The organism is Nonlabens tegetincola (assembly GCF_002954355.1).
GTDB lineage: Bacteria > Bacteroidota > Bacteroidia > Flavobacteriales > Flavobacteriaceae > Nonlabens > Nonlabens tegetincola.
Window position 1 is genome coordinate 460,517 of record NZ_MQVV01000010.1, and the last position, 24,194, is coordinate 484,710.

At 35.3% G+C, this 24,194-nt stretch carries 25 protein-coding genes; 13 read left to right on the plus strand and 12 right to left on the minus strand.

Annotated features, from left to right (window positions below; genetic code table 11):
* Window positions 1-44: 44 nt before the first annotated feature.
* Window positions 45-812: an enoyl-CoA hydratase/isomerase family protein gene (locus tag BST93_RS02620; protein WP_105017973.1), complete on the minus strand. Its 768-nt coding sequence runs from the start codon at window positions 810-812 to the stop codon at window positions 45-47.
* Between the two features lie 181 nt (window positions 813-993).
* Here BST93_RS02620 and BST93_RS02625 point away from each other — a divergent pair, with 181 nt between their 5' ends.
* Both BST93_RS02625 and BST93_RS02630 read left to right on the plus strand, forming a co-directional pair.
* Window positions 994-1,347, plus strand: a complete 354-nt coding sequence (locus BST93_RS02625) for a DNA gyrase inhibitor YacG (protein WP_042277117.1) — start codon at window positions 994-996, stop codon at window positions 1,345-1,347.
* 33 nt (window positions 1,348-1,380) lie between these two features.
* Window positions 1,381-2,532 carry a sensor histidine kinase gene (locus BST93_RS02630; RefSeq protein WP_042277119.1) on the plus strand — a complete coding sequence of 384 codons (1,152 nt, stop codon included), beginning with the start codon at window positions 1,381-1,383 and terminating at the stop codon, window positions 2,530-2,532.
* Window positions 2,533-2,595: 63 nt separating this feature from the next.
* Here BST93_RS02630 and clpX read toward each other — a convergent pair whose 3' ends face one another.
* The 8 genes from clpX to BST93_RS02670 all read right to left on the minus strand — a co-directional run bounded on the left by clpX (window position 2,596) and on the right by BST93_RS02670 (window position 11,002).
* Window positions 2,596-3,834 carry an ATP-dependent Clp protease ATP-binding subunit ClpX gene (gene clpX / locus BST93_RS02635; RefSeq protein WP_042277121.1) on the minus strand — a complete coding sequence of 413 codons (1,239 nt, stop codon included), beginning with the start codon at window positions 3,832-3,834 and terminating at the stop codon, window positions 2,596-2,598.
* A gap of 147 nt (window positions 3,835-3,981) precedes the next feature.
* Window positions 3,982-4,656: an ATP-dependent Clp endopeptidase proteolytic subunit ClpP gene (gene clpP / locus BST93_RS02640; protein ID WP_042277123.1), complete on the minus strand. Its 675-nt coding sequence runs from the start codon at window positions 4,654-4,656 to the stop codon at window positions 3,982-3,984.
* 87 nt (window positions 4,657-4,743) lie between these two features.
* Complete coding sequence (tig, locus tag BST93_RS02645; protein ID WP_105017974.1) at window positions 4,744-6,072, minus strand: trigger factor; 1,329 nt, start codon at window positions 6,070-6,072, stop codon at window positions 4,744-4,746.
* 129 nt (window positions 6,073-6,201) lie between these two features.
* A complete protein-coding gene (locus tag BST93_RS02650; RefSeq protein WP_105017975.1) occupies window positions 6,202-6,549 on the minus strand; it encodes a phage holin family protein in 348 nt (115 codons plus the stop codon).
* 76 nt (window positions 6,550-6,625) lie between these two features.
* A complete protein-coding gene (locus BST93_RS02655; protein WP_308736848.1) occupies window positions 6,626-8,152 on the minus strand; it encodes a G-D-S-L family lipolytic protein in 1,527 nt (508 codons plus the stop codon).
* Window positions 8,153-8,160: 8 nt separating this feature from the next.
* A complete protein-coding gene (locus BST93_RS02660; protein ID WP_105017977.1) occupies window positions 8,161-9,414 on the minus strand; it encodes an OmpP1/FadL family transporter in 1,254 nt (417 codons plus the stop codon).
* A gap of 104 nt (window positions 9,415-9,518) precedes the next feature.
* Window positions 9,519-10,286 (minus strand): alpha/beta fold hydrolase, encoded by a 768-nt coding sequence (locus BST93_RS02665; RefSeq protein WP_219843733.1) that lies wholly within the window; start codon window positions 10,284-10,286, stop codon window positions 9,519-9,521.
* Window positions 10,286-11,002: a pyridoxine 5'-phosphate synthase gene (locus BST93_RS02670; RefSeq protein ID WP_042277135.1), complete on the minus strand. Its 717-nt coding sequence runs from the start codon at window positions 11,000-11,002 to the stop codon at window positions 10,286-10,288. Before BST93_RS02670 ends, BST93_RS02665 begins: the two co-directional genes overlap by 1 nt.
* A 95-nt stretch (window positions 11,003-11,097) precedes the next feature.
* On the opposite strand from BST93_RS02670, the gene BST93_RS02675 reads away from it, so the two are divergent.
* The 7 genes from BST93_RS02675 (at window position 11,098) to BST93_RS02705 (ending at window position 18,215) form a co-directional block, all read left to right on the plus strand.
* Window positions 11,098-11,757, plus strand: coding sequence for a CBS domain-containing protein (locus tag BST93_RS02675; protein ID WP_105017978.1), 660 nt, complete (start codon window positions 11,098-11,100; stop codon window positions 11,755-11,757).
* Between the two features lie 2 nt (window positions 11,758-11,759).
* Complete coding sequence (locus tag BST93_RS02680) at window positions 11,760-12,632, plus strand: NAD kinase (RefSeq protein ID WP_105017979.1); 873 nt, start codon at window positions 11,760-11,762, stop codon at window positions 12,630-12,632.
* Window positions 12,633-12,731: 99 nt separating this feature from the next.
* A complete protein-coding gene (gene porG, locus BST93_RS02685) occupies window positions 12,732-13,415 on the plus strand; it encodes a type IX secretion system protein PorG (RefSeq protein ID WP_105017980.1) in 684 nt (227 codons plus the stop codon).
* Between the two features lie 6 nt (window positions 13,416-13,421).
* Window positions 13,422-14,156: an undecaprenyl pyrophosphate synthase gene (uppS, locus tag BST93_RS02690; RefSeq protein ID WP_060523630.1), complete on the plus strand. Its 735-nt coding sequence runs from the start codon at window positions 13,422-13,424 to the stop codon at window positions 14,154-14,156.
* A complete protein-coding gene (locus tag BST93_RS02695) occupies window positions 14,095-16,740 on the plus strand; it encodes a BamA/OMP85 family outer membrane protein (protein ID WP_105017981.1) in 2,646 nt (881 codons plus the stop codon). The genes uppS and BST93_RS02695 overlap by 62 nt, the downstream gene beginning before the upstream one ends.
* Window positions 16,741-16,774: 34 nt before the next feature.
* Window positions 16,775-17,641, plus strand: a complete 867-nt coding sequence (locus tag BST93_RS02700; RefSeq protein WP_060523631.1) for an OmpH/Skp family outer membrane protein — start codon at window positions 16,775-16,777, stop codon at window positions 17,639-17,641.
* Between the two features lie 64 nt (window positions 17,642-17,705).
* Window positions 17,706-18,215, plus strand: coding sequence for an OmpH/Skp family outer membrane protein (locus BST93_RS02705; protein ID WP_042277147.1), 510 nt, complete (start codon window positions 17,706-17,708; stop codon window positions 18,213-18,215).
* Window positions 18,216-18,288: 73 nt separating this feature from the next.
* Here BST93_RS02705 and BST93_RS02710 read toward each other — a convergent pair whose 3' ends face one another.
* The 3 genes from BST93_RS02710 to pheS are packed head-to-tail and all read right to left on the minus strand — an operon-like array spanning window position 18,289 to window position 20,104.
* On the minus strand, window positions 18,289-18,687 hold the full coding sequence (locus tag BST93_RS02710; protein WP_105017982.1) for a hypothetical protein: 399 nt from the start codon (window positions 18,685-18,687) through the stop codon (window positions 18,289-18,291).
* Complete coding sequence (locus BST93_RS02715) at window positions 18,684-19,085, minus strand: GTPase (protein ID WP_105017983.1); 402 nt, start codon at window positions 19,083-19,085, stop codon at window positions 18,684-18,686. The genes BST93_RS02710 and BST93_RS02715 overlap by 4 nt, the downstream gene beginning before the upstream one ends.
* Window positions 19,085-20,104 carry a phenylalanine--tRNA ligase subunit alpha gene (gene pheS / locus BST93_RS02720; RefSeq protein ID WP_105017984.1) on the minus strand — a complete coding sequence of 340 codons (1,020 nt, stop codon included), beginning with the start codon at window positions 20,102-20,104 and terminating at the stop codon, window positions 19,085-19,087. Before pheS ends, BST93_RS02715 begins: the two co-directional genes overlap by 1 nt.
* A gap of 212 nt (window positions 20,105-20,316) precedes the next feature.
* On the opposite strand from pheS, the gene BST93_RS02725 reads away from it, so the two are divergent.
* The 4 genes from BST93_RS02725 (at window position 20,317) to BST93_RS02740 (ending at window position 24,133) form a co-directional block, all read left to right on the plus strand.
* Window positions 20,317-21,282, plus strand: a complete 966-nt coding sequence (locus tag BST93_RS02725; protein ID WP_105017985.1) for an HU domain-containing protein — start codon at window positions 20,317-20,319, stop codon at window positions 21,280-21,282.
* Window positions 21,283-21,297: 15 nt separating this feature from the next.
* The gene (locus BST93_RS02730) at window positions 21,298-21,858 is read left to right on the plus strand and encodes a GNAT family N-acetyltransferase (RefSeq protein ID WP_105017986.1); all 561 of its coding nucleotides are present in this window, start codon (window positions 21,298-21,300) and stop codon (window positions 21,856-21,858) included.
* 320 nt (window positions 21,859-22,178) lie between these two features.
* Window positions 22,179-23,636: a sensor histidine kinase gene (locus tag BST93_RS02735; RefSeq protein WP_258150468.1), complete on the plus strand. Its 1,458-nt coding sequence runs from the start codon at window positions 22,179-22,181 to the stop codon at window positions 23,634-23,636.
* 86 nt (window positions 23,637-23,722) lie between these two features.
* Window positions 23,723-24,133 (plus strand): BrxA/BrxB family bacilliredoxin, encoded by a 411-nt coding sequence (locus BST93_RS02740; protein ID WP_042277158.1) that lies wholly within the window; start codon window positions 23,723-23,725, stop codon window positions 24,131-24,133.
* Window positions 24,134-24,194: the final 61 nt, after the last annotated feature.

Consider the following 24,194-nt stretch of genomic DNA (forward strand, 5'->3'; position numbering starts at 1 on the left):
CAGTAAAAACTGTCCTTTTTTGATTTAAATGGTAATCTCTCAGTTTAAAATTGAGCCTTTCTCTTCTCTAAAAATGCGGTTGTACCTTCTTTAAAGTCGTCCGTTCCAAAACTCTCTCCGAAACAGTCAATCTCAGTTTGATAACCATTTATTCCATCTACGTAACCAGCATTTACAGCGTCAATGGCAGCTCCTATAGCTACTGGGCTGTTTTTCATGATTTTGCCAGCTATTTTTTCACAAGTAGGTATTAATTCTTCACTTGTTACCACGTGATTCACAAGACCATAAGAGTGAGCCATCGCGGCATCAATCATTCCAGCTGTCATTATCATTTCCATAGCACGACCTTTACCAATTAATTGGGGTAAACGTTGTGTACCACCGTATCCAGGAATCACTCCTAGAGATACTTCAGGCAAACCTACTCGTGCATTGTCGCTAGCTATTCTAAAATGAGCTGCCATCGCAAGTTCTAATCCACCACCTAGTGCAAAACCATTAACGGCTGCAATGATGGGTTTACTACAGTTTTCTACCTTATCAAATAGTGATTCTTGGCCTAATCTCGCAAGCTCTTTTCCTTGTTCAGGAGAAAAATCGGCAAATTCTGAAATATCGGCTCCGGCTACAAAGGCTTTTTCGCCACTACCTGTTAGAATGACAACTCTAACCTCTTGATTATTTTCAACATCATCTATCGCTTGACTTAACTCGGCGATTGTAGCTTTATTCAAAGCGTTTAATTTACTTGGTCGGTTTATAGTGATGGTTGCGATTCTGTTTTCTACAGCAATTAGAATGTTTTCCATATTTAATATTTTCTTGTAAAAATAAGGTTTCTATATCTTTTGTTTCAGCACAGCAGTGTGATGTTTGAGAGATGATGTTGATTGTTACGCTTTCGCGAAAGCGTAAACTTATATATAACCTAGTTTCAAGTTCAAGTAGGATCATTTACAAACGTTTAATTTTTCTACGTAACTTGCTGCAATGAAAGTAACTAAACAGTGTCCTGAATGTGGTGATGAGGTACGAGGACGAGCAGATAAACGATTTTGTAGTGATTATTGCAGGAATGTTGCCAATAACAAGCTCAATAAAGATAGTACAGCTCTCATGCGTAATATTAATAATCGATTGAGGAAAAACTGGCGTATCCTAAAAAGTATTAATGTAAATGATAAAACCAAAACTACTCGTAACAAACTGCTAGCAGAAGGTTTTGACTTTAATTTTTTTACTAGTATTTACACCACTAAAAAAGGGACGATTTACTATTTTGTCTATGATCAAGGTTATCTTCCTATGGATGACGATTATTACTTAATTGTTAAACGGGAATAATAAGACGGCTGTAATTAAGTTATAGGCATATCTATGAATATCACAGAAGATAAAAATGTATTGAGATGGGTGATTATTGGTTTTTCAGTGGTCACGGTGAGTATTATACTTTGGAACACTTATGTGTTTTTTCAAGGTGTAAAAGAAATGGAACGTAAAAATATTGCGGAATATGCTACAGCTGTAAAAGACCTACAAAACGCTCCTAAAAATGCTTACATAGGTGATTTGGGTTTTACTGTTGCTCAAAATATGACAAGTATACCCTTAATAAGGGTAACTTACAAGGGTGAAATAAGTACTAGAAATTTACCTGCTAACATTGAAGAGACAGATACTGTACGGATAAAACAGCTTATTGAAATATATAAATCACAAAATGAGCCCTACATCATTAATTACGAAGGAAAACCCATAAGCACCATATATTATGGTAATAGTGATGTGATAAATAAAATTAAGTATTATCCACTGGCGCTGGTTGTGGTTATGGTGTTATTTAGTTTTGTTATTTGGTTTTTTTACAGATCAACTAAGGCCAGCGAACAAAATAAGTTGTGGGCTGGTATGGCTAAAGAAAGTGCTCATCAAATAGGTACTCCTTTATCATCACTGGTAGGATGGACACACATTTTGAGAGACTCTAAAGTAGAGCCTTCTTACATCGATGAGATGGAAAAGGATATTAATAGATTGAAAACTATTACAGACCGTTTTTCAAAAATAGGATCGGTTCCTAAACTAGTAAAAGCTGATGTTGTAGAAGAAACTAGGCAAGCTACTGATTATCTTAAAAATCGCGTCTCTAAACTAGTTGAGATAACTATGGATTTACCTGAACAACCTATTCCTGTTTTACTTAATAAAGAGTTGTACGCTTGGGTAATAGAAAATTTAATTAAAAATGGTATTGATGCCATGAAAGGGAAAGGAGCTTTACATGTGTTTGTTAAGGCAGAGGTTAGGCAGGTTTCAATTCAAATTTCAGATACTGGTAAAGGAATTCCTAAGAACGACTGGAAGCGTATTTTTACTCCTGGATTTACCACCAAAAAACGAGGATGGGGTCTTGGTTTATCTCTAGCAAAAAGAATTATTCATGACTACCACAAGGGTAAAATAAAAGTCATGGATAGTAAAAAAAATGTAGGTACTACCTTTGAAATAACCATCGATAGAATTTAATAGCAAAAAAAAATGTCCATTTAATAATTTAAATGGACATTTATATAGTGTAGTCATTCTCTTTTAAATAACAGCCTTAAGCTGTTTTTGTAAGCCACTATTGTTAAGCTTTGATTCGGCATAGGATTTAGTGATTTTAAGTTCTTTTTCATCACTACCAGGAAGCTCAAACATGGCATCCGTTAAAATAGCCTCGCATAAAGATCTTAATCCACGAGCACCTAATTTGTATTCAATAGCTTTTTCTACGATATAATCTAGTGCTCCATCGGTAATACTAAAACTGATATCATCCATAGCAAATAGCTTTTCATACTGCTTGATGATAGCGTTTTTAGGCTCAGTAAGGATAGCTCTCAAAGTTCCTTTATCCAATGGATTCATGTGAGTAAGAACAGGTAATCTACCTATGATTTCTGGGATCATACCAAAATCCTTAACATCTTTAGGGATGATGTACTTAAGTAAGTTTTCTCTATCTAGAACATCGTCATTACTTTTGGCCGCACTGAATCCGACAGCCTGCATGTTTAGACGTTTCCTTATTACTCTTTCAATACCGTCAAAGGCACCACCAGCAATGAAAAGAATATTTTCTGTATTTACTTCAATAAATTTTTGGTCAGGATGTTTACGTCCACCTTTAGGTGGTACATTAACAACGGTTCCTTCTAATAATTTAAGAAGTGCCTGTTGAACACCTTCTCCAGATACATCTCTCGTGATTGATGGATTGTCGCTTTTACGAGCAATTTTATCAATCTCGTCTATAAAAACTATTCCTGTTTGTGCTTTTTCAAGATTGTAATCAGCCGCTTGTAATAATCTTGTAAGAATGCTTTCAACATCTTCTCCTACGTAACCAGCTTCTGTAAGTACTGTCGCATCAACAATGGCTAAAGGTACATTAAGCATTTTAGCAACCGTTTTTGCTATAAGCGTTTTTCCAGTTCCTGTTTGACCTACCATCAAAATGTTTGACTTTTGAATTTCAATATCGTCATCACTTTGCGGTTGTAATAACCTTTTGTAATGGTTATATACGGCTACAGACATTACCTTTTTTGTATGCTCCTGACCTATAATATAAGTGTCTAAAAAAGCTTTTATGTCTTGTGGTTTCCTTAATTTAAGATCATCACTTGTTACACCAGTGTCGCTTGTTTTTGTGTCTTCTAAAACGATACCATAAGCTTGTTCAATACAACGATCACATATGTGTGCATCTAAACCTGCAATCAGTAAATTGGTTTCGGACTTACTGCGTCCACAAAAACTACATTCTAATTCTTCCTTACTCATATTCCTAATTCTTAAGATCCTATGGGATCTCTAGTATTCATTTTTTGAAGTAAAATAATGAACTATTCAAAGGTGAATTACCAAAATGCTTTTTATTGCGTGAGTAAAACCCTTTAAACATTCTATTACTTATTCTTGATCGTGAAATTAATCGCGATTAAGCACTTCATCAATCATACCGTATTCTTTTGCTTTATCTGCCTTCATCCAATAATCTCTATCTGAATCTTCGTATACTTTATCGTAAGATTGTCCAGAATGTTTTGCAATAATTGTATAAAGCTCTTCTTTAAGGGTTACAATTTCTCTTGCTGTAATTTCAATATCGCTTGCTTGTCCTTGGGCTCCACCTAAAGGTTGGTGAATCATTACTCTACTGTGTGGTAAGGCACTTCTTTTGCCTTTTTCACCAGCACATAGAAGCACTGCTCCCATACTAGCAGCCATGCCAGTACAAATTGTTGCTACGTCTGGCTTTATGAATTGCATGGTGTCATAGATTCCTAAACCGGCGTAAACGCTTCCTCCTGGAGAATTTAAGTAAATCTGAATGTCTTTATTAGCATCTGCACTTTCTAAAAACAGTAATTGCGCTTGCACAATATTTGCTACTTGATCATTTATTCCAGTTCCTAAAAAGATAATTCGATCCATCATAAGACGTGAAAAAACATCAAAGATGGCGATGTTCATTTGACGCTCCTCGATAATATTTGGAGTTAAATTTGTTGGGTACATGCTACTCATAATTTTTGAGTAGTAGTTACTGTTTATTCCCTGATCCTTGATGGCAAATTTTTCAAATTCTTTAGCTATATCCATAGTGTAATATTACTTCAACTTGTACGAAAAAGGCGTTAACATTTCGGTAAAATGATAACGCCTAAAGATATGAATTTATACGGTGTATTAAGCTTGGTAAGCTTCTTTTATAAAGTCCTCGTAGGTAAGCTCTTTAGACTTAGCTTTAACGTTGTCCTTAAAGTATTGGAGCATTTTTTCGTTCTGTAATTGCTCACTCATACGTTTCACCTCTTCTTGATTGCTCATTACTCGTGCAACGATTTGCTCAACTTCTTCATCAGTAGCGTCTGTATGACCAAATTGTGCCATTTGCATTTTTATCTGTGTTCCGGCATATTCTTTTAAGTCTTCAAACTTTAATTGAAGATCTTCATTTTTTTGCAGGATAGCACTCTCAATGAGTTGATAACGTAATCCTTTTTCAGATTTGTTATATTCTTCTTCAGCTTCCTCAGCCGTTAAAGTGTTTTCTCCATTGTTTGCAATCCATCTTTTAAGAAAATCTGCTGGAAGATCAAATTTTGTTTTTTCAATAAGTTCTTCAGTAACATCTGTCAAAAACTTTTGATCAGTTTGTTGAGAAAATTGTTTCTTAGCGTCTTCTCTTAAACGTTCTCTTAGCTCATCTTCACTTGTGATGATTCCTTCACCAAACAATTTATCAAAGAACTCTTGGTTAAGCTCTGCTTTTTCCCTGGTGTTAACTTCAGTTACTTCAAATGTAACAGGTACATTTAATTCATCTTTCTTTTCAAAATCAATTTTAAGGTGATGAGCTAAATCACTGTTGTCCTCAAAAAGATTTTTGGTTTTTAATTCGATTGAATCTCCAACTTTAGACCCAACAAACTTTTTAAGGTTTGTTTTTCCTTTAATTTTTGATATTGGGAAAGTTGCGTCAGTGTTGATTTCTTCCTCATCATTTCTAAAAACACCAGTAACTTCGTCACCTTCAGCAACCTCATCTTTAGAAACTAACTTTCCGTATTGTTCTCTAATACGATCTATTTGATCGTTGATGGTTTTGTCGTCTGTTTTTATTTCATAAGCCGTGATTCCCTTAATCTTTGAAGGTTCTACTTCAAATTCTGGAGCAAGGCCTATTTCAAAGTCAAATGTAAAGTTATCACCATTCCAGTCTATATCAGCTTGTTCTTTAGGTAATGGATTTCCTAAAAGATTAAGTTTTTCTTCAGTGATATATTCGTTTAGTTTTTGCTGGATAAGTTTATTTACCTCATCAACCAATACAGGAACTCTGTACTTCTTGTTTATTAATGATGCAGGAACTTTACCTTTTCTAAATCCTGGAATAGAAGCAGTCTTACGATAATCCTTTAGGATTTTTTCTACCTGCTCTTGATAATCACTCTTCTCTATCTCTAGAGTAAGCACCGCATTAAGTGCGTCTACGTCAGTACGTTTTAAATTCATTTAAAGACTTTTAAGTGCTGTTAAAATTGGGGTGCAAAATTAGTCTTTATTTAGTTGTAAAACAAAGTCTTTATACCTTTGAATTTCAATTACTTTGAAACTTTAATAAAACTTAAAGAATTTGAGAGATTAATCCTCGTCTCTATCAAGTAGTTTAAATAATAATGAACGCCCTATTGCAAGCAACAATGAAAAAATAATTGCCCACCAAAGTCCATCAACATTAAAACCTCCTACTAACCAATCAGCGAGTAAAATGATGACAGCATTTATTATTAGCAGAAATAAACCTAAAGTTACTATGGTAATTGGAAAGGTTAATATTTGGAGAATTGGTTTTACTGTAAAGTTCAATAAAGATAAAACTACTGCTACAAGAATAGCACTCCACCATCCAGTGGTGCTTGCTCCTGGTAAAATTTTGGATAAAAGGATTACTAACGCAGCTGTTATTAATAGTTTAAGTAAAAATTTCATAAATATTAATTTTAATAAAAATAAAAAAACCTGCTTGATTAAATCAAGCAGGTTTCTTATTTATTATAATCTATTTCTAGTTAACGTTATCACTAGCCGTAACAGACGGATAGTTACCTATGTCAACAGTAGGAATAGTTGAACCATATTGTTCATTGATTGCTTGAATAATGGTGTTTGCTGTGTAAGCATAACCTCTTGCAGTTGGGTGTACGGCATCTAGAGAGAATGCTCCACCACTAGCATAGGTGCTTGATAGTAAACCACCATTAAAAGCTACACCACCATTTGCAACATCAGCAAGAACTGCTCTTGCGTCTACATAAGCTAAGCCATTTGCTTGTGCTAATGCTTCAATTGTAGCATTGTAAGAAGCCTGTGCAGTGCTTATTCTTTGTTGTTCATTTTCAGTTAAAACAAGGTTGTCACCAGCTGGTACACCTACACCTATTACTGAAGCTGGGTTGCTAGGATCTGCAAGTGTTCCTAGTACTGTAGAAGCTGTAAAAACAACTAAATCATTAGGGGTTGCTTGTCTCAATTTTGGTAAAAATTGTCCCGGTTGTGTTGGATCCGGCAAATCAGTCAAATCTTCATCAAGTATTACGATAGCATTTTGACCTTGGGCAAAACTTATAGTTCTTGCAGTAGCCTCTTCTTGAGAAAGAAGTGGCGTTTGTGCATATGCAGCCATAGCACCATTGTACTGTGCATAGTTTTGATTAACAAATGCTGCTGTTTGCGCATCTAGTGGAATTGCGTTATAAGGTACAGTTGTAAAAAATGGAATTGAAGTTACATCCGGTATGTTTACTAGTGCTCCTTGAGCTCCATTTGCGGTTAGACCTTGAACAAGTTGTTGGTACACACCTGCAAATACATTGTTGTTAGTAATATCGTTTCCTCCATATGTTGACGGGTCAATGTTACCTGTTTCATTGTGATCTTCTCCATCACCACCATTAGTAGCGTATCCTAAAATATCGTTGTTTCCTATCCAAAGAACAAAGAAAGAACCATCAGCAGCAATAGCATCACCGATTACAGTTGAACTTTCTGAGCTAGAAAAACGTGCATAGTATGGATTTGCTGTTCCAGCAGGAACTCCTGCAAGACTTCCATATCCAGGAGCACCTAAATGATAACTCTTTGCACCAGGTACACCAAAGTTGTTTAAAGGTCCTGTTACCTTATTTGCAATGTCGGTTGTAGGAGTTCCTGCTAATGGAGCAGGACCTACTGGAGTTCCCATGTTTGAGGTAAGAACAAAACGGTTGTTTGTGATCTGTGTTCCGTTTAAAAGTAGTCCTCCTAAGTTGTCGTTTACTAATGGCTGATTAAATTCATTACCACCTACAAATTGCATTTGTCCTGCAAGAATATTAGGGTAAGAATACGTTTGACCATCTAAATAAAGAGCGCCATCTGCAAAACCTGCAGTTAATGAGTTACCTACGGTTACTAATTTAGAAAAATCTGCATCGCCAGCGGTATAAACACCACCTTCTTCAATTGCATTGTCTAATTCTGGCTCACAAGCTGTAAGTACTAGTGCAGCTGCAGCGAGTAGAGATATATTTTTAATATTAATTCTTTTCATCATTTAATGTTTTACATGTTATAAGTGATACCTATACCTGGGATGATTGCTTGTGACTTATAAGTTCCGGCAAATGGCGCATTAACTGGAACTCCTGGATCTGAATAAAAGTCATAAGACTCATTAATTTCCTTAAATCTTAAGTAAAGAAGCGATGCATCTATAGCAAACTTAGAAGATACTTGGTACGTAAAACCAAATGTATATCCTTGTGAATCGTTACGTGGAGTTTCTGGTGCAAAATATCCAGACTGTACTGGTGACTCATCATAATACCATCCTGCCCTTACTACAAACTTGTCTGTTGCAGTATACTGTGCTCCTAATCGGTATGTGCTAGAATCTTTGTAGTTTCTAGGGTTTATACTTGAAGAACCATCTGCAAACTCTATGTCTAGGTTCTCGTACTCACTCCAGAATGCACGATTATAATCAAAAGCAAACAACCATTTGTCGTTTAATTTATAAGACAAACCTACTGTTGCTTCAGCTGGTAACGGTAGTGTAGCCGTAAAGCCTTGTGTACCGTTTGAAGGAACAAGCGTGCTATTAGGGAAGTTGCTGAAGGTTGCTGTACCTTCTGTACTCTCAATATTAATTAAACTACGGTAGTTAAAACCTAAAGAGAAATTATCGGTAGGAGTGAATAATAAACCTGCAGTCCAACCCCAACCGGTTACACCCGAATCCTCAATGGATACGTTAGATCTTGTACCTTCTTCATCAACTAGTGATCTAGATGCATTTCTATTAAATTCTACACCACCTATAGCTAGGATAGGTCCACCACCTATACTTACACTGTCAAATAATTGGTATGATAAGGTAGGTTGAATAAAAATTGCCTGTAATTCAATCTCATTGACTAAGTGTGATCCAGACCAATCAGTAGGCCACGTAACGTTACTACCGTATGGTGTGTAAACTCCTATTCCGGCAGAAAATTTATCGGTTACTTTGTAAGTTGCATACAAGTAAATAGGTGTTCCTGTTGGACTATCTGTATCAGCAAATGTTCCAAATTCTGCATTTTGATAAGCTACGTCACTAAATACGCCAAAGCCACCTGCACTTACACTTAATTTACTTTCTAAATGAACTAATCCAGCTGGGTTGAAGAACAGAATATCTGCACTGTTAACTACAGCTACACCAGTATGTCCCATTGCGAGCTGCTTGTTACTTTGTGTACTTACTCGGTATCCACCGGCGTATGCCATTGCTGAAACCAAACCTAGTACAAGAAAAAGTTTTAATTTGTTCATAGTCAAATGTTTGAGAAAAAATCTAATTTGTTAATGAGTCAAATTTAATATTAAATTAATGTTACGCAAGCGTTTTCGTTATTATTATGCTTGCATAATGTAATTTATTTTACGAATTCGTTAACAAATTGGTAGAAAAGTTGAGGTTGTTCTGCATGTAGCCAGTGTCCAGCGTTTGGGATTGTTTTTAATTCCGCTTTCGCGAAAGCGTGATCAATAAGCATTTTATCGGTATCTAATATGTACCCTGAATTGCCTCCTCTAATAAATAAGGTTGGAATTTGTACAGCTATGTCGGTGGATTCGTGAACTCCGATCATGGATTGGCTATTGCCTAAAACTTCTAAATTGAAACGCCATCCATAGGTATCCTTATTTACACGGTACAAACTTTTTAATAAAAATTGACGTGTGCCAAAATCTGTAATACGTTGAGATAATACTTGATCGGCTTCTTTACGGCTAGAGATTTTGGAGAAATCTACGCTTTGTAAGGCATTGATAATGTCACTATGATGTGGAGCATAGGTTTTTGGAGCAATATCGGCAATGATAAGTTTTTCTATAAGTTCTGGAAAAAGTTGAGCAGCTTTCATAGCGACCTTACCACCCATGCTATGTCCCAACAAATAAATGTTGTTCAATCTATGGTGATCACAATAATCTTTTAAATCTTGCGCCATTAATTCATAGGAAAATTCTTCACTATGAAAACTGCGTCCATGATTGCGCTGGTCTAGAATGTGTACTTGGAATCCATCCTCATTCCACTGACGACCTAATGTTTTCCAATTATCTGCCATCCCTAAGAACCCGTGTAAAATCACGAAAGGTTGTCCTGTTTCTCCTAATTGTAAGCTGTGTAATATCATTATGCTAATCGTGACTTATACATATTGACAACATTTTCTAGGCCCAGATAAATACTCTCAGAAATTAAGGCATGTCCTATTGAAACCTCGATTAAATTTGGAACATTTTCTTTAAAATATTTAATGTTCTCAAGAGAGAGGTCGTGACCTGCATTAATGCCTAGACCAAGTTCATGGGCTTTTAAGGCTGCATCTCTATAGGGCTGTACTCCTTTTTCTGGATTACCTTTTGAAAATTGTACAGCGTATTCTTCGGTGTACAATTCTATTCTATCTACTCCCGTTTTTGCGGCACCTTCTATCATTTCAATCACAGGATCTACAAAAATACTAGTTCTTATACCTTGATTTTTAAAGTGTTTAACAATTTCAGATAAATAGGAGTGGTGTTTAATAGTGTCCCAACCAGCGTTTGAGGTTATTGCATCTGGTGCATCGGGAACTAACGTAACCTGGTGTGGTTGCACTTCGTCTACTAATTGAACAAAACTATCAATAGGATTTCCCTCGATGTTTAATTCAGTAGTTACAATTTTTTTTAAGTCTCGAGCATCTTGATACCTTATATGACGTTCATCTGGTCTCGGGTGAATCGTAATACCTTGTCCACCAAAACGCTCAATGTCTTGAGCTACTTTTATAAGGTTAGGGACGTTTCCTCCACGAGCATTACGTAATGTCGCTATTTTATTAACGTTTACACTTAAAACAGTCATAGAAATGATTTTAAATCAAAAGTACAAAGGATTCACACGAGCTTAACCCTTAGAAACTCTAATTAATTGTTATTTTGCATAAAAAATAAGCAGTAATGAATCTTCAACAACTTGTTATAAATGATGTTTCTCCTATCTCAATGACGGATAGTGTTAAGGAAGTTCAGCATATTTTCTCACAACTAACTTACTCTCACATACCTGTTATGGATGAAAATGGAGTTTATGTGGGATGTTTGTCTGAAAACGATGCATTGTGTTTTGAAAAACATCAAACAGTTGAAGAAATAAAGTATTCACTAGATGCTTTTCATGTGACAGTAGAGACTCATTGGCTTGATGTATTAGAGGCTATTGCACAACATCAATGTAATATTATGCCTGTGCTCAACGAGAAAAAACAATATATAGGTTACTACGAGCTTAAGGATGTCATGGAGATTTTTAATGATGCTCCTTTTATGTATGAGGCCGGTGCTGTGATTGTGGTTGAAAAAGGAAAAAGTGATTATAGTTTTAGTGAGATTTCACAAATTGTAGAAACAAACGATTCTAAAATACAAGGTATGTTTGTAAGTGGCTATCGTGATCATTTTACAGAGATTACCTTGAAAGTGAGTCCACAGAACTTAAATGCTATTCTTCAAACATTTAGAAGATATAGTTATGAAATAAAATCGGCCGCAGAGGAAGATACCTACTTAGATGCTCTTAAAGAGCGTTCTGATTATTTAGACAAATACTTGAATATCTAACAATGATTAATAAGGTAGCTATATACGGGCAGTATTTACATGCCGATACAATTGCAATTTATAAGCAGCTTATTAATTTGCTAGATCAATCTGGGATTTCTTTTTCTGTCGAAAATCAATTTAAGCAATTGCTTCAAGAGCATGGAGTGGTAGAGCAATCACATGGCTTTACATCGCTTGATGATTCCTATGATTTGTTATTAAGTATAGGTGGTGATGGAACAATTTTAAGAGCGGTAGTGTACATAGGAGGCTTAGATATACCTGTGATCGGTATTAATTCTGGTAGACTGGGTTTTCTAGCAACGGTACAAAAAGACTCACTAGAGCAGGCTATAGAACGTTTAGTAAATGGTGAATATACATTGTCCAAGCGCTCCTTGCTTACTGCTACCCCAATGGGTCACGATGAATTAAATCCAAACTTTGCACTTAATGAAGTTACAGTAAGTCGATACAATACGACTAGTATGATTCAAATAGAAACTCATCTTAACAATGAATTATTGACTAGCTATTGGGCCGATGGATTAATAATTTCTACACCTACTGGCTCAACGGGTTATAGTTTAAGTTGTGGTGGACCTGTTATCTCGCCAAGTACTGGTGCGCTGGTTCTCACACCAATTGCTCCACACAATTTAAACGCAAGACCATTAGTAATTCCAGATACTACCGAAATAAAAATCAAAGTGATTGGTAGAGAAGAGTCCTTCTTAACTTCATTGGATAATCGTATTTCTAGTTTCCCTAATGAGACCGAGGTTATTGTCAAAAAAGCTAGCTTCACGATTGATCTCGTTTCATTTAAAGATCAAAGCTTTATAAAAACAATTAGACACAAGCTACTTTGGGGCGAGGACAAGCGCAATTAATTCATAGAACTTCCGTTAAATTCACCGTTAACCTTCATTAGCAGTAAATAAGCCTTGTAGGCATGTAGAATTGTTATATTTGCACGTTTTATGATTAAAATGAGATTCATTTTCACGACACTGTTTTTACTTGTTTTCGCTTTCGCGAAAGCGCAAACCTATGAGCTAGGAGTCATGTTTGGTGGTGCCAGTGTCATAGGAGATGTCGGTAGTACACAATACATCGATCCTAGTGATGGTGCCTTTGGTTTAATCGCCAAATGGAACCGAAGTGATAGACATAGTTTTAGAGCTAGTTTTCTATATACTAACATGATAGGAGATGATAATGATAGTGATGATATTTCTAGAGATTTAAGAGGACTTAATTATAATTACAATTTAATTGAGGCAAGTATAGGTCTGGAATATACCTTTTGGGAATGGGATTTATACTCAGGTAAATGGCAATGGACACCGTATTTGTATACTGGATTAACAGCCTTTCAATACGATTTGTTTGCATTAGAAAATGGTGAATTGGAAAAGTATGGTAGCACTATTGATGCTGCTATTCCAATCATTTTTGGTGCAAAAATGACTTTGACCAGAAATTTGATTTTGGCTGCCGAAATAGGCGCTAGATATACTTTTACGGATAACCTGGATGGAAGTAATCCAGTACGTAGTAAAGATTTTGATGAATTAAGATTTGGAAATGTGAATAACAACGACTGGTATGTCTTTTCAGGTATAACGCTTACGTATACCTTTGGGCGACAACCGTGTTATTGTAATTTTTAATGTTGTATGAGTAAAAATCTACTGGACCATTCAAATATACCACAGCACATTGCAGTCATAATGGACGGTAATGGACGCTGGGCAAAAAAACAAGGCCTCATGCGAGTGAGAGGTCACGAAAAAGGAGCCAAAGCTGTGCGTCAAACGGTAGAAACCTGTGCAGAATTAGGTGTGAAAAATCTTACTCTGTACGCTTTTAGTACTGAAAATTGGAAACGTCCTAAATTAGAAGTAGATGCGCTCATGAAACTTTTAGTTTCTAGTCTTAAAAAGGAGCTTAAAACACTTCAAAAAAATAACATCTCTCTTAAAGCTGTTGGCGCTTTGGAATTGTTACCCAGTAGTGCTCAAAAAGAACTTAAAGAAGTAATAGAGGCTACAACAGAAAACTCACATATGAATTTAACTCTGGCCTTGTCGTATGGCTCTCGTGAAGAGTTGATCAATGTGATTAAAAAAGTTGCGGGCAAGGTGAAGGATGGTGAACTAGAGATAGATCAAATTAATACAGATGTGATTAACAATCATTTGTATACCAGTTTTATGCCAGATGTTGATCTACTTATAAGAACGAGTGGTGAACAGCGTATAAGCAATTTCCTACTTTGGCAAATTGCATATGCCGAATTGTACTTCACCGAGGTGCTATGGCCAGACTTTAGAAAAGAGCATCTTGTAGATGCAATACTTAATTATCAAGACCGAGAAAGAAGATTCGGTAAAACCAGTGAACAATTATAATAGAATGAATTTTAAAATAGCACAAAAGCTCTTTCTAGCTATTGCCTTATTATCAAGTGCCTTTTCATTTGCACAAAAGGTAGATATTCCGATTGGAGACGCTACCAAATACGTAGTAGGAGAAATAAATGTAGTAGGAAGTCAAAGTTATAATGAGAACACTGTAATCGCTTTTACAGGATTACGTAAAGGTGAAGAAATATACGTTCCTGGTGAAAAATTAAGTGGAGTAGTAAAAAAAATGTGGGATCTTAAGTTGTTTAGTGATATCCGTATTTATGCTACCGAAATCATAGGTAATCCTAATGATGATATCATCGATACGATTAATCTAGAAATTAATATTACTGAAGTCCCTAATCTAAATGAAGTTCGTGTAACAGGATTGCGTAAAGGTCAAATAGAAGACTTGCGTACTGAACTTAAACTACAAAAAGGTAAAAAGGCGACAGAAAACTTTGTTACCAATACTCGTAATTATATAGAGAATAAATACAAAGAGAAAGGTTTTTTAAATGCCGACGCTAAAATAAAACTTAGAGAAAATAAAGATACTACAGTACAAGGTGCAAACCTTGTTAATATGAGTATTGATATTGATAAAGGGAATAAAGTAAAAATTGCTCAAATCAATTTTGAAGGTAATGAACTTATTACTGATAAGAAGCTTAGAGCAGCCATGAAAAACACTAAAAAGAAAAACATTTTTAGAGTTTTTAAAAGATCTAAATATGTAGAGTCTGGTTTTCAAGAAGACTTAGAGTCTGTTGTAGATAAATACAAGGAAAACGGTTTTAGAGATGCACGTGTCGTTTCAGATAGCTTATACGTTATAGATGATAAAACCATCGGTCTTAATATCAAGGTTGAAGAAGGGAATAAGTATTACTTTGGTGATATTGAATTTGTAGGTAACACAGTTTATACCGATGCACAATTACAACGAATCTTAAAGGTTGAAAAAGGTGACGTTTACAATGGAGTTGCCTTTGATGAACGTATTAGTAATCCGCAAGATCCAGATTCTGATGATATTTCAAATTTGTATCAAAATAACGGTTATTTATTCTCGTCAGTTAACGCAGTTGAAACTAGAGTAGCTAATGATACAATAGACTTTGAAATTAGAATCGTAGAAGGTAAAGAAGCTTATTTCAATAACATCTCGGTTTCAGGAAATGTTAGAACAAATGATCATGTTCTTTATCGTGCGCTGCAAACTAATCCTGGTGAGAAATACAGCAGACAAAAAATTATCAATTCCATTCGAGAATTAGGAGCTCTGGGTTATATAGATGCACAAAATATTAATCCACAATTAAATAATGTAGATCAACAAGAAGGAACCGTTGATGTAAATTTTGATATTAAGGAAGCAGGAGCAAGTCAAATCGAGCTACAAGGTGGTTACGGTGGTGGTGGTTTTGTTGGAACTTTAGGATTGCGTTTCAATAACTTTAGTCTACGTAATATTTTTAAGAAAGATGCTTATCAACCAGTGCCTATGGGTGATGGTCAAACATTAGCAATACGAGCACAAGCAAGTACCATCTTTAGAACCTACAGTCTTAATTTTACCGAACCATGGTTAGGTGGTAAAAAGCCAGTGTCCTTCAATGTTTCATTTTCTCATAGTGAGCAGTTTAGGGTAAATCAACAAAATTTTAGAGAAGTAGATCGCAACCAGAGGTTTTTAATTACCGGTGGTACAGTAGGTCTTGCAAAAAGACTTGAGTGGCCAGATCCATATTTTCAAATTTCACATGCAGTGTCATTCCAGCATTATAACTTGAAGAATTTCCAAAGTAATTTATTTAATTTCCCTAATGGTTTTTCTAACAACCTTTCCTATACAATTGGTTTAAGTCGTAACAATGTAGGTGTAAACCCTATTTATCCTACCTACGGAAGTTCATTTTCTATCACGGGTAAATTTACACTGCCTTATTCATTATGGAATGGTGTAGATTATGCTAATCTTGAAGATGATCCTAGATATCAGACAAATGGTCAAGCCGATCTTAGAAAAATTGATCAAGAGCGATTCAAATTCCTAGAATACTATAAGGTTAAATTTAAGGGAACTTGGTATACTCAATTAGCCAAAAAACTGGTGCTTCAAACAAATACTGAATTTGGTTTCCTAGGAGCCTATAATCAGGATCGTGGATTGGTGCCATTTGAGAGATTCTTTGTCGGTGGTGATGGTTTAGGAGCCTTTTCTTTAGATGGTCGTGACATTATTAGAATGCGTGGTTATGATAACAGTTCCTTAACCACAAATTCAGATGGTGATACCGTTTACAATAAATACTCACTAGAATTGCGTTATCCAATTTCACTGGAGCAAGCTGCATCAATTTATGTCTTAACATTTGCTGAGGCTGCTGGATCATACAGTAGGTTCAATGATTACAATCCATTTGAAGTACAACGATCTGCTGGTGCAGGATTACGTATATTTATGCCAGCCTTTGGTTTATTAGGAGTTGATTTTGGGTATGGATTTGATAAAGTTCCTACACTTCCAAGCAATGAACCTAGTGGTTGGAACGTTCACTTTATAATTGGGCAACAATTCTAATTGTGGCACGGTTATTTCATAAAAGTAGAAGATCATGAAAATTAAGTTTTTAGTAGTCGTATTTGTTGGTTTAAGTTTCGCTTTCGCGAAAGCGCAAAGAGCAGGAGCTCGTGTTGCTTATGTGAATATGGAGTATATTCTAGAAAGCGTTCCAGAGTACCAAGAAGCCTCACGACAACTAGATACTAAAATGCAAAAATGGAAGCGAGAAATCGATGCCATGCAGCGAGAGATCAATCAAATGAAAGAATCTCTTGAAAATGAAAAGGTCTTACTTACAAAAGAATTAATCGAGGAGAAGGAAGAAGATATTAGATTAAAAGAGCAAGATCTAGCAGACTATCAAAACAAGCGTTTTAATGCTGAAAATGGTGATTTCATTCTTCAAAAACAACAGTTGATTCAACCAGTTCAAGATCAAGTGTTCAATGAGGTACAGAAGATAGGTTTGTCCAAAAAGTATGATTATATAATTGATAGTTCAGACACACCTTTACTTTTTAGTGCAGAGCGTCACGACATAAGCGACCTAGTACTAAAAGCAATTGGTAGAACAGGTAAAAAGAAAGAGCGTGAAAAAAAGGCTAAGGAACTAGAAAAACGTAGAGAAGAGCCTTATTTAAATGTTCAAGAAGCCGAGGAAATTGAAGAGAGAGAAGAGGCTAAGGAAAAGCTAATAGAGCAGAAAGAAATGGAACGAGCTGAAAGGTTAAGAGAAAGAGACTCCATTAAAGCCGCTAAAGCAGCTGCCTTTCAAAAACGTAGAGATTCCCTTCTGGCATTACGTAAACAAAAACGTGACAGTGTTATGGCAGCACGAGCAGCAGCACGAGAAAAACGTCAAGAAGAGCTTAGAAAAAAGAGAGAAGAAGCACAAAAGAAAAAGGAAGGCGGTGAGTAAGCAGCAACTTATTATATTTGCAGCCGCTTCAATAAAAATTCATCAATAAATTAAAGCAATAGAAATGAAACAATTGAAAACTATAATAGCCATTGCAGCTTTTATATTTAGTGTAGGTCTACAAGCGCAAGATAGTAGAGTATGTCACGTAGCATCACAGGATATCGTAGAGTCTATGCCAGAAGCAAAACAGGCAGAAAAAACACTACGTAATCTAGAGAAAACTTATTTAGCACGTTTAGACGAGATGGATAAGGAGCTTAAAACAAAGTACCAAAATGCTCAACAAGCTGCCCCTAGCCGCAGTAAAGAAGAAAATGAGCGTGTATTGCAAGAACTTGCAGAAGGTCAAAAGAAATTAGAGGAATATTATTCTCAGTCTCAACAAGCTATCGGTCAGAAGCGTGTTGATATCCTTAAGCCTTTACTGGAAAAAGTAAGAAATGCTATTCAAAAAGTAGCTAGAGAAAAGAATTTTCAGTACGTACTAGATTCAACTACAGGTACTGGTTTAATCCTAGCAGATGGTTATGACATCACTGCTGATGTTAAAAAGGAATTAGGAATACAATAGTATATCTAACGACATAAAAAAAGAGCCGCTTTTAATAGCGGCTCTTTTTTTTATGTCTTTAACTCAAAGTATTCTAATCTAATAAGATACCTTCCTGGTCCATTAGAGGAATATCTTTAAAGTTAGATTCACTTATTGAATTAGGGATGGCAATAAAAGTTTTGTCATATAAAGTGTCTCCTTTGAAATAACTAACAATGAATTCGTTTTCAAAAGGAAACACCTCTTCCATCATGAGTTCTATTTTCTCATAACTACGTGCTTTAATTACCTTAAATGCATGTCGCATTGTGCTGGTTTTGCGTCCGTCCTTATGTTTTCCTCTGGTCATTATCATACAGGTCTCTAGAGGTTCTCTTGTATTATTGATAATGTAACTGTTCCAGTCATTGGATGAAAAATCATCGTTCCATTCTTTGACTATGGCAACATATACGTCTTTAACCACTGGTATTATTATATCCTTTTTCATAATTCTATATTATGCTCTTTTAATCTTGATTCGATCAATGAAATGAGGTCTTTGGTCTCCTTGCATTCTGATAGTTCTAGACTAGATGCTAGTACCTCGATCTCTTGTCTTTGGTTTGTAGTTAATATTATTGGATAGCTGTATTTAGGTAGCCACTTGGATTTGTAGTTTTTTTCAAACTCGTCCTTGTGCAAAAACTCAAAAGATAGATTTGAAAGTTTGTCTACGCTTTCGCGAAAGCGTAACCATTCTTCTTTCTCTTTAAAAATACCATAGGTAAGATTACAAAGAGCACAATTATAGGTTTTAGGGCTCAATATCTTATGAGCACTATCCAAGGCTGCGTTTATTGCGCCAGAATTTGCATTATACACAAATATGACGCGTGAACCTGACATTACAATGAATTACTAAATTGTTTTAAGAAACGTACATCATTTTCAAAAAACATGCGTATATCACCTATTTGATACAACAACATCGCTATTCTCTCAATACCCATTCCAAAAGCAAAACCGCTGTATTCATTAGGGTCTATGCCGCAATTCTGTAGAACTGCTGGATCTACCATTCCACAGCCCATAATTTCCAACCATCCGGTACCTTTTGTTATTCTATAATCAGTTTCAGTTTCAAGACCCCAGTAAATATCAACTTCGGCACTAGGTTCTGTAAACGGGAAGTAAGATGGTCTTAAACGTATTTCTGATTTACCAAACATCTCTTTAGTGAAGTAAAGTAAGGTTTGTTTTAAGTCTGCAAAACTCACGTTTTTATCTATGTATAATCCTTCAACTTGATGAAAAATACAGTGAGCTCTTGCACTTATGGCCTCGTTTCTAAAAACTCTACCTGGTGAAATAGTACGTATAGGTGGTTGATTATTTTCCATATAACGCACTTGCACACTTGATGTATGAGTGCGCAGTAATACGTCGGGATCAGTTTGAATAAAAAAGGTGTCTTGCATGTCACGAGCTGGGTGATGTGCAGGAAGATTAAGGGCAGTAAAATTGTGCCAGTCATCTTCAATTTCTGGACCTTCGCTCACATTAAAACCTATTCTGGAGAATACATCAATAATTTGATTTTTCACCACATTTATTGGATGACGTGCTCCTACTGGAATAGGGTAACCGCTACGGGTAAGATCACCGTAAAGTCCAGCTTCTTCTTGTTTATCTTCTAACGATGCTTTTAATTGAGCTACCTTATCAGTGGCTTTTTGTTTCAATTCATTAATGGCCTGACCAAAATCTTTTTTCTGATCATTAGGTACTTCTTTGAACTTTGTAAAAAGTTCCTTGAGAATTCCCTTACTACCTAAATACTCTATTCTAAAAGCTTCAATTGCTTCCTTGGATTGAGCTTCAAAATTTTGGACTTTATTAATGTGTTCTTTTACTTGATCAAGCATCCTTATTCAAATTGGGTTGCAAATTTACTTCTTTTTAATGAGCTGTTATAGTTCAGTATTACATTAAATGATTCAAAAAATGATTGAAATAAGTCAAATTTTTAAGTGGTATATTTCTAAAAATGAATGATTCATGAGATTTTGATGTCAATTCTTAATAACTAGTGTACAAAAGACCTTGATTCTTTAGGATTAAATTTTATGTTTGTATTATGCAATTAGTAGCTTACATATCTGATTTACTATATAGACATGATTGTGTAGTGGTGCCTGAATTTGGTGCTTTTTTAACTCGTCGAGTATCTGCACAATATTTTGAATCTAGCAACAGTTTTTATCCACCCAAAAAAGGGATTTCCTTCAATAGTCAAATCCTTCAAAATGATGGATTACTTATTAATTATGTTTCTAGCGTTGAGAAAGTTCCTTATGCAGATGCACAACAACTGGTTCGTAACGAGGTTAGAAGACTAGATTTAGAACTAGAAAATAGTAAATCGATAACGTTACCTAAGATTGGTAGAATAGCGCTTAATGAAGAAGGTGTTAAGGTATTTACACCGATGTATTTAGTGAATTACTTGCCAGAAGCATTTGGTCTATCATCACAAGAATTATATCAAGTAGATCGCGCTGTAATCGATCAAGAGAATGACAGTAAAGCTGTTGAAGTACCTGTTATCGCTATTAACGAGGTGAAAAAAGCTGAAGCTCAAAACGAAGGTTCTAATAATTCTCAATGGTGGAAATACGCCGCGGTAGGTGCTTTACTTCTAGGATTAAGTTATGTAGGTTACAATCAATATGAAGTAACTTCCATAAAAAATCAGGATTTAGTACAGCAAATGGCTGAACAAAAACTAGATCAACAAATTGAACAAGCTAGTTTCTTAATAACAGATCCTATTCCTCAAGTAGCCGTTAAAGTCGCACAACCTAAAAAGAACTACCATATTGTTGCTGGTGCATTTAGAGATCCTAAAAATGCTGATAAGCGAGTAGTTCAATTAAAAAATGCAGGTCACGACGCTAAAAGAATAGGAATAAATAAGTATGGACTGCACAATGTGGCATTTTCTAGTTTTCACGAGAAAAATGACGCCATTAATGAACTGTACCGTTTAAGAAAACTAGGGTTTGATCAAGCATGGTTATTAACTGGTCAGTTAAATAACTAACAATTAAAGCTTACAATGAATTCCTATTTGCTTCACGGTGAACAAACTGATCGCCTGAGGTTACGCAAACTCGTTTATGAAGATTTTGATTCTTGGCTACCTCTCTTTGAGAAAGTTCAGGTAGGTGCTTTTTTTGCAATGAGTGATGAATTAACTCCTTTTCAGCAATGTGAGAAATGGTTTGAAAAGTCGATGAGTCGTTACAAGGAAGAAAAAGGTGGCATGAACGTTCTTCTAGACAAAGAGTCTGGGAATTTTATAGGACAAGCAGGATTGCTTGTTCAGGAATTTGGAGGTAACACCCATCTAGAAATTGGGTATTCATTACTTCCTGATTATTGGGGCAAAGGATATGCTACTGAAATCGCTCGATTCTTAAAAAATGAGGCGTTTAGAGCAAAATGGGATCTAGATTTTGGAAACAGACTAATATCTGTAATTCATAACGATAATAAAAGTTCTATCAATGTTGCGTTGCGCAACGGTATGCAACCTGCAGAAATTTATCCTCAAAAAGGGCAAGAGTCCTTCACTGTTTACGAGATTACTAGACAACGATATAGTAAACTTCCATAATTTTAATTCTAAGTTGTCTGTTTTATTTGCATTTAAGCTAATTTGTAAGACCTTTCACTCAAATTAATTTTTCATAAGAGCGACTTATACTAATTTGCTACCATGCGGTTTACTTATTTTATAATAGGAGTATTAGTCTTGCTGTTTATTTTCTTACTCTATTCATATAGGGTGCTCAAAAAAATAAAAACAGCTAGATATAAAGGAGTTATACTAGTTGACAAAAAGCCGCATTACAAGTGGATTCAACGTATTTTTATAGGAAAGACGATTTAAAATAATCCTATTACTATGGCTTAATATTTGCTATTTTTACTTTAATGAGATTATTCACCAGCAGTCTGCGAAATAGGATATTTATATCCATGATGTTACTTATGGTTATTACTAGTGTTCTAATTGCTGGTATGTCCATTTATCAATTCAAGGAACAGGCAAAAGATTATCACGAGAGCCGTCTAGAGCGCAAAGAAGCTTCAGTGCTTAAGAGTACCGCAAATGTTTTACGTAGAACTGATTTTGAAATCAAAACGGAAAATCTTCCATTCATTTTTAAAGAACGCATTCAAGAAATAAGTTCTGTTTTAGGAATGGAAATTAATATCTATGATCTGGACGGAAAGCTTTTAATAAGCTCTAGAGCCAATTTTTCTACAGATAGTATTAAAGAGACTATTCCTATAGCAACTATCAAAAATTTAAAAAATGCCGAAGGAAATAGGTACATAAGAAAATTTGAGGAAAACGGAGAAAAGTATCGTAGTAGCTATTCTTATTTGACAGATAATAAGTTTAAAAACATTGGGATTTTAAACTTACCATATTTGGAAAACGATGATTTTATGAATTATGAACTCGAGGAGTTTCTTAAAAGACTCTCCTTAGTGTATATAATAATGTTTTTGATATCATTAGTGTTAGGTTATTTTTTGTCTAATTACATTACTCAATCTATCAATAAAATAAGCAATCAACTTAAAATAATAAACATTGCCACCCGTAATAAAAAACTACCTATTGATTATAAAGGAAGTGAAGAAATCAACATGCTTGTAAATTCCTATAACAACATGGTAGATCAACTGGAAGAAAGTGCTGTAAAACTTGCTACCAGTGAACGTGAACAAGCCTGGCGCGAAATGGCAAAGCAAGTAGCTCATGAGATTAAAAATCCATTAACACCCATGAGGCTTACTGTGCAAAGCTTTGAAATGCGTTTTGATCCTAGCGATAGTAATGCCAAAGAGAAATTAAAAGAGTTTAGCGCTAGTTTAATAGAACAAATTGATGTCATGAGCAATATTGCTAGTGCATTTTCTACTTATGCGTCGATGCCAGCCCAAAAAAATGAAGAGATAGATGTCAATAGAGTCACCCAACTAGCACTGGATATATTCAATGAGAATTATATTGAATATACTCAAAATGAGAACTCTCTAAAAACCATATTTGACCGTACACAATTAATTAGGGTAGTGACTAATCTTGTGAAAAATGCAACCCAAGCTTTGTCAGGGCAGGAGAATCCTATGATCAAAGTAAGTGTGAATAGGCATGATAATAAAATAAAAATAATTGTTTGGGATAACGGTACAGGAGTAGCTCCAGAGAATGTAAACAAAATCTTTGAGCCCAAATTTACAACTAAGAACAGTGGTATGGGATTAGGTCTTGCTATGGTAAAGCAAATAGTAGAAAGTTATGACGGTTCTATAGAAATGGAAACAGAATATGGAAAGTGGACTCAGTTCACAGTGACCATGCCGTTGCATTCATAGTCAAAAACTCAATTACAATCATTCTTTATTATAGTATAAATAATGTGGTAGTTAATTAACCTATTATCTTTGTAAAAAAATAAATTATGTATCCAGCAGAATTAGTACAACCTATGCGTGATGATTTAGGTAACGCAGGTTTTGAACACTTATATACAGCTCAAGAAGTAAATGATGCGCTAGCAAAAGAAGGTACAACATTAGTTGTTGTAAACTCTGTTTGTGGTTGTGCCGCAGCTAATGCTAGACCAGGAGCAAAGTACTCGTTAGAAAACGATAAGAAGCCAGACAATTTAGTAACAGTTTTTGCAGGTGTTGATAGAGAAGCTGTGGACGCTGCACGTTCTCAAATGATTCCTTTTCCACCTAGTTCGCCATCTATGGCATTGTTTAAGAATGGAGAATTGGTGCACATGTTAGAACGTCATCATATAGAAGGTAGACCAGCAGAAATGATTGCCGAAAATCTAAAAGAAGCTTACAACGAGCACTGTTAATCAGTATTTAATACAACTTACTATGCGTGCATACCGATTGATGGTTTAATCATATCGTATG

Excerpts from the sequence above, each read along its gene's own strand:
- BST93_RS02620 (WP_105017973.1), bottom strand. The coding sequence starts at position 812 with ATGGAAAACATTCTAATTGCTGTAGAAAACAGAATCGCAACCATCACT.
- BST93_RS02625 (WP_042277117.1), top strand. The coding sequence starts at position 994 with ATGAAAGTAACTAAACAGTGTCCTGAATGTGGTGATGAGGTACGAGGA.
- BST93_RS02630 (WP_042277119.1), top strand. The coding sequence starts at position 1,381 with ATGAATATCACAGAAGATAAAAATGTATTGAGATGGGTGATTATTGGT.
- clpX (WP_042277121.1), bottom strand. The coding sequence starts at position 3,834 with ATGAGTAAGGAAGAATTAGAATGTAGTTTTTGTGGACGCAGTAAGTCC.
- clpP (WP_042277123.1), bottom strand. The coding sequence starts at position 4,656 with ATGGATATAGCTAAAGAATTTGAAAAATTTGCCATCAAGGATCAGGGA.
- tig (WP_105017974.1), bottom strand. The coding sequence starts at position 6,072 with ATGAATTTAAAACGTACTGACGTAGACGCACTTAATGCGGTGCTTACT.
- BST93_RS02650 (WP_105017975.1), bottom strand. The coding sequence starts at position 6,549 with ATGAAATTTTTACTTAAACTATTAATAACAGCTGCGTTAGTAATCCTT.
- BST93_RS02655 (WP_308736848.1), bottom strand. The coding sequence starts at position 8,152 with ATGATGAAAAGAATTAATATTAAAAATATATCTCTACTCGCTGCAGCT.
- BST93_RS02660 (WP_105017977.1), bottom strand. The coding sequence starts at position 9,414 with ATGAACAAATTAAAACTTTTTCTTGTACTAGGTTTGGTTTCAGCAATG.
- BST93_RS02665 (WP_219843733.1), bottom strand. The coding sequence starts at position 10,286 with ATGATATTACACAGCTTACAATTAGGAGAAACAGGACAACCTTTCGTG.
- BST93_RS02670 (WP_042277135.1), bottom strand. The coding sequence starts at position 11,002 with ATGACTGTTTTAAGTGTAAACGTTAATAAAATAGCGACATTACGTAAT.
- BST93_RS02675 (WP_105017978.1), top strand. The coding sequence starts at position 11,098 with ATGAATCTTCAACAACTTGTTATAAATGATGTTTCTCCTATCTCAATG.
- BST93_RS02680 (WP_105017979.1), top strand. The coding sequence starts at position 11,760 with ATGATTAATAAGGTAGCTATATACGGGCAGTATTTACATGCCGATACA.
- porG (WP_105017980.1), top strand. The coding sequence starts at position 12,732 with ATGAGATTCATTTTCACGACACTGTTTTTACTTGTTTTCGCTTTCGCG.
- uppS (WP_060523630.1), top strand. The coding sequence starts at position 13,422 with ATGAGTAAAAATCTACTGGACCATTCAAATATACCACAGCACATTGCA.
- BST93_RS02695 (WP_105017981.1), top strand. The coding sequence starts at position 14,095 with ATGCAATACTTAATTATCAAGACCGAGAAAGAAGATTCGGTAAAACCA.
- BST93_RS02700 (WP_060523631.1), top strand. The coding sequence starts at position 16,775 with ATGAAAATTAAGTTTTTAGTAGTCGTATTTGTTGGTTTAAGTTTCGCT.
- BST93_RS02705 (WP_042277147.1), top strand. The coding sequence starts at position 17,706 with ATGAAACAATTGAAAACTATAATAGCCATTGCAGCTTTTATATTTAGT.
- BST93_RS02710 (WP_105017982.1), bottom strand. The coding sequence starts at position 18,687 with ATGAAAAAGGATATAATAATACCAGTGGTTAAAGACGTATATGTTGCC.
- BST93_RS02715 (WP_105017983.1), bottom strand. The coding sequence starts at position 19,085 with ATGTCAGGTTCACGCGTCATATTTGTGTATAATGCAAATTCTGGCGCA.
- pheS (WP_105017984.1), bottom strand. The coding sequence starts at position 20,104 with ATGCTTGATCAAGTAAAAGAACACATTAATAAAGTCCAAAATTTTGAA.
- BST93_RS02725 (WP_105017985.1), top strand. The coding sequence starts at position 20,317 with ATGCAATTAGTAGCTTACATATCTGATTTACTATATAGACATGATTGT.
- BST93_RS02730 (WP_105017986.1), top strand. The coding sequence starts at position 21,298 with ATGAATTCCTATTTGCTTCACGGTGAACAAACTGATCGCCTGAGGTTA.
- BST93_RS02735 (WP_258150468.1), top strand. The coding sequence starts at position 22,179 with ATGAGATTATTCACCAGCAGTCTGCGAAATAGGATATTTATATCCATG.
- BST93_RS02740 (WP_042277158.1), top strand. The coding sequence starts at position 23,723 with ATGTATCCAGCAGAATTAGTACAACCTATGCGTGATGATTTAGGTAAC.